The organism is Vibrio sp. 10N.261.55.C5, assembly GCF_041470505.1.
In the GTDB taxonomy this organism is placed as follows: Bacteria; Pseudomonadota; Gammaproteobacteria; order Enterobacterales; family Vibrionaceae; genus Vibrio; species Vibrio crassostreae_C.
On the sequence record NZ_JBFRMS010000110.1, the window covers coordinates 1 to 4712 of the forward strand.

Sequence of the window (4712 nt, forward strand, 5' to 3'; positions counted from 1 at the left end):
TTGAATTACGCAACAAAGCCTTGGTCGATTGCGATCTGGTAGCGGTTTTCAAAATCTGAAGAGAGTGATGTATCGCCGTGTTTCGCTCTTAATAGAGGAAGCATGGTGGTGCGAGAAAAGTCGACATAGTGATTCATCGCTTTGTTCATCGCGGCCACTTCACCTTGCATGCCTGGCACTGTGTCTAATGAATTCAGTAGGCGAGTATTCTGATCGCGTTTTTGGTTTAGTGTTTCAACCAATGTTTTTACGTCATCAGCATTGAATAGACTGTAAATCGCTTTGATGCGCATGCCATAGCTGTTGTCGACGATTTCGCTAAGTTCTTCTTTATGTAAGATTAACTGGTCGGTTGCTACTGACACATCTTTGAATGCACTTTCTAGTTTTTCACCACCGATAATGACACCGGCTAAAAGTAAGACAACGGAAAATAGTACGGGTATAAGAATTTGTATTTTGATTGATAAGCCACTGAGAAGTTGGCGCATGTAATGTCCTTCTTTCTTTGAATAAAATAAAAAGATGAGAATTATTATTATTAGAATTAGTTGGCGATTCTAACTAATGAGACTGACAATTCAATCAGTAAAGGCTTTGATTTCGTTATATGCGATAGGTATTTGATATGGATGGTTGTTTATTGTTCGAAATGGCGATAAAGGTGCATCTTTTTATCCATCGTGTTAGGGCCACTTGATTGATAAATAGAGAAATATATTGGTTAGTGTTCGATATAAATAGAGAGGGAAATCTAGTTTTTTGGTGCTAAAACGATGGTGAGACCTGCATTCAATAACTGCATCTGATGGGCGCGCGACTATCAATTAGTCGAGTAGGAGAGAAATTAGCCATTAATTTGTAGTTGTCATATAGGCTTCAATTAAGTGAAACACAACTGTCACATTCGGATTCTAAAGTAGGCCTCGTTCAAGCAAAACATTACGGCAATAACGCCACTAAAGGAAATTTGTGATGAAAAAGACAGTTATCGGTGCAATCGCACTACTAGGCGCTCTAACAGTGAATACAGCTTCAGCTAAAGAAACTATCTCTGTAGTTGGCTCTAACAGTGCTTCTCCACTGGTTGAAGTTTTTGCAGAAACCTACATGAATAAAGGCGAACCAGTGTTCATCGAAATTCAAGCACCAGGTTCTTCTGCAGGCATCAAAGCAGCAAAAAATGGAAGTGCTGACCTTGGTATCTCTTCTCGTGACCTAAAAGAAGAAGAGAAAACAGCTGACCTGAAAGAGCTAGTTATCGCTCGTGACGGTATCGCAGTTGTTGTTAACCCGAACAACGAAGTATCTGCTCTTACTGCTGAGCAAATCACTTCAATCTACAAAGGCGACATCACTAACTGGAAAGATGTTGGCGGTGCTGACAAGCCAATCGTAGCAATCACTCGTGATACTGCATCAGGTACACGTGGTGCATTCGAAGACATCATGAAGCTTAAGAAGAAGATTGGCGATAAGAAAGTATCGGCTATCTCTCAACGTGCACAAGTTGCAAACGGTAATGGCGCACTTAAAGTTTCTGTAGCAAGCAACCCATACGCTATCGGCTTTATCTCTCTAGGTACAGTTGACGAATCTGTTCAAGCTCTAACTATCGACGGCGCTGCTGCGACTGTAGACAACGTTAAGAACGGTTCTTACAAAGTTGCTCGCCCATTCCTAGTTCTTTACAAAGCCGGTGCTCCAACAGCTGAAACTCAACAATTCCTAGACTGGATGGTTGCAGATGAAGCTCAAGCTATCGCTGGTAAGAAAGGCTACATCACAGTTAACTAATCTTAACTGACTCAATCTTAATTATTGCTCAGCCTGCTTTAGGCTGAGCCTTTTCTTTCAACTTTGTTTATTTCGAGCTCTTATTGAGCCACAAAGTTTGAGATTTTATATATGACCATCGCAAATAGTGAAAAGCTTATGAATACTGAAGCGACTCAAATCAACAAGCCAAGTCTACGTGCTAAGAAGCGCATCGACTGGAGAGAAAGAATCTTCCACGGCTTGTTCTTATCGAGTGCTGTAATCGGCATCGTATCACTAGCCGTTATCGCTTACTTTATCGTTGCAGAGAGTATCCCTGCATTCCAAGAGGCCGGTGTTTCTAGCATCGTTCTGGGTGTTGACTGGTTACCTCCAGCTCTATTCGGTGTTGCAACTATGATTGTTGCATCGATTGTTTCGACACTTGGAGCTGTAGTTGTTGGTGTACCAGTTGGTGTATTAACCGCTATTTTTATTGCTGAGATTGCTCCAAAGCGTCTTGCAGATATTATTCGACCAGCAGTTGAGCTTCTAGCGGGTATCCCGTCGGTAGTTTACGGCTTCTTCGGTCTAGTAATTATCGTTCCAATGATTCAGAACGTTTTCCAAGTACCAGCGGGTAACACTATCCTGGCGGGTATCATTGTTCTGGGTATCATGATTCTTCCTACCGTTATCACGGTTTCTGAAACTTCGATTCGTGCTGTACCTCGCACATACAAAGAAGGTTCACTTGCACTGGGTGCTTCGAAAATCTACACGATTTTTAAGCTACTCGTTCCTGCTGCACGTTCAGGCATTATGACTGGTGTGATTTTGGGTATCGGCCGCGCACTTGGCGAAACGATGGCAATCATCATGGTTATGGGTAACGCGCCAGCAATGCCAGAAGGCATTTTGGACTCTGCTCGTACGCTAACAGCAAACATTGCAATTGAAATGTCTTACGCAAGTGGCGTTCACGCTAACGCACTGTACGCAACAGGTGTTGTACTTCTAGTGTTCATCATGATGTTAAATGGTGCTCTACTTTATCTTAACCGTGAAAAAGCGAAGTAGGCGAGGATAAGTAATATGGATCGCGTAAAACTAAAACAAGCACGTCAAACCAAAGATAACATCCTAAAAGGTTTTATCTGGGCAGCTGCAGCTGTAACCGTTGGTTTCTTATTCTGGATTATTTGGTACATCCTATCGAACGGTCTGCAATACGTAGATTGGAACTTCATCACTGACGATTACACTCGTACTGGTGAAGAACGTGGTATTTTCCCAATGATCATTGCCACGATCTACATGGTAATCGCATCGATTGCGGTAGCCGCGCCACTGGGCATCATGACGGCGATATACTTAACTGAATATGCGAAAGTAGGTAGCCGATTGGTGAAAGTGATTCGATTCTGTACTGAGTCGTTAGCTGGTATCCCATCGATCATCTTTGGTCTGTTCGGTATGACCTTCTTTGTTTCGATTCTTGGTCTTGGCTTCTCGATTCTGTCGGGTGCACTAACGCTAAGTATCCTGATTCTTCCTGTAATCATTCGTACTACAGAAGAAGCATTGATGGCAGTGCCACAAACTTACCGCGAAGGCTCATACGGCCTTGGCGCTTCAAAAATCTACACTATCTGGCGTTTGATCTTACCAAGCGCAATGCCAGGTATCTTAACTTCGGTCATTCTTAGTATTGGTCGTGTAATTGGCGAATCAGCACCTGTATTTTTAACAGCAGGTATGGTGGCACGTGTTCCTGAGTCGGTATTCGATTCTGGCCGTACACTAACGGTTCACCTATATAAGCTGACAACAGAGCTATTTACTATCGATGAGTGGAACCAAGCCTACGGCACGGCGACAGTCCTAATCGTACTGGTTCTCTTGATCAACATGGTTACAAAACTGATTGCGAGACGCTTCAACACGGCAACTTACTAAGCTCATTAGCTGGCTCATAAATAAAGCGAGCCCCCGTGATAAAGAAAGCATCAAGTTAGACACGAATTTAAGAATTTAGAGATTACGAACATGAATAAATTTGATATTGAGAACCTAGATCTGTTTTACGGCGACAACCAAGCGCTTAAATCTATCAACCTGCCAATTCCAACTCGCCAGGTTACTGCTCTGATTGGCCCGTCTGGCTGTGGTAAATCAACACTATTGCGTTGTTTGAACCGCATGAATGACCTAATTGAAGGCGTTACGATTAAGGGTAAGCTGGATATGGATGGCACTGACATCTACGGTAATATCGATGTCGCTGACCTACGTATCCGCGTAGGCATGGTATTCCAAAAGCCAAACCCGTTCCCAATGAGCATCTACGAGAACGTGGCATACGGCCTACGTGCTCAAGGTATCAAAGACAAAAAACACATCGATGAAGTGGTTGAGCGCTCGCTACGCAGTGCTGCACTGTGGGATGAAGTAAAAGACCGTCTTAAAGCGCATGCATTTGGTCTGTCTGGTGGTCAACAACAGCGTCTATGTATCGCACGTACCATTGCAATGGAACCAGATGTAATCCTGATGGATGAACCAACATCGGCTCTAGACCCAATCGCGACACACAAGATTGAAGAATTGATGGAAGATCTGAAGAAAGACTTCACTATCGTTATCGTAACGCACTCAATGCAGCAAGCGCGTCGTATCTCAGACCGCACGGCTTTCTTCCTAATGGGAGAGCTTGTAGAGCATAACGAAACCAGCGTTATCTTCAGTGAACCAAAAGATGATCGTACTAAAGGTTACGTAAACGGTGACTTCGGTTAATCGACGATTTACGTGTGGTATTTAAGCGATTAGATACCTTTACACACTAACTGAAACGCAGGTTAGATAATCGAATAGAACAACAGAATTATCACTATAACTATAAGCGATGGAAGTTTTGCCCCACTATAGGTGGGGCTTTTTTATGGTGCGCC

Annotated in this window: 4 protein-coding genes and 1 pseudogene; 4 read left to right on the forward strand and 1 reads right to left on the reverse strand. The window is 43.1% G+C overall.

The window, feature by feature from the left end; translation table 11 throughout:
* Nucleotides 1-20: 20 nt before the first annotated feature.
* Nucleotides 21-491, reverse strand: a pseudogene (locus AB4263_RS23995) (methyl-accepting chemotaxis protein); the annotation flags it as partial.
* A 484-nt stretch (nucleotides 492-975) separates the two neighbouring features.
* On the opposite strand from AB4263_RS23995, the gene AB4263_RS24000 reads away from it, so the two are divergent.
* The 4 genes from AB4263_RS24000 (at nucleotide 976) to pstB (ending at nucleotide 4557) form a co-directional block, all read left to right on the forward strand.
* On the forward strand, nucleotides 976-1797 hold the full coding sequence (locus AB4263_RS24000) for a phosphate ABC transporter substrate-binding protein (protein WP_017064254.1): 822 nt from the start codon (nucleotides 976-978) through the stop codon (nucleotides 1795-1797).
* Nucleotides 1798-1908: 111 nt separating this feature from the next.
* Nucleotides 1909-2838 (forward strand): phosphate ABC transporter permease subunit PstC, encoded by a 930-nt coding sequence (gene pstC, locus AB4263_RS24005; protein WP_372099021.1) that lies wholly within the window; start codon nucleotides 1909-1911, stop codon nucleotides 2836-2838.
* 15 nt (nucleotides 2839-2853) lie between these two features.
* The gene (gene pstA, locus AB4263_RS24010; protein WP_017064256.1) at nucleotides 2854-3717 is read left to right on the forward strand and encodes a phosphate ABC transporter permease PstA; all 864 of its coding nucleotides are present in this window, start codon (nucleotides 2854-2856) and stop codon (nucleotides 3715-3717) included.
* A gap of 90 nt (nucleotides 3718-3807) precedes the next feature.
* A complete protein-coding gene (gene pstB / locus AB4263_RS24015; protein WP_004737715.1) occupies nucleotides 3808-4557 on the forward strand; it encodes a phosphate ABC transporter ATP-binding protein PstB in 750 nt (249 codons plus the stop codon).
* The last annotated feature ends 155 nt before the right edge of the window (nucleotides 4558-4712 follow it).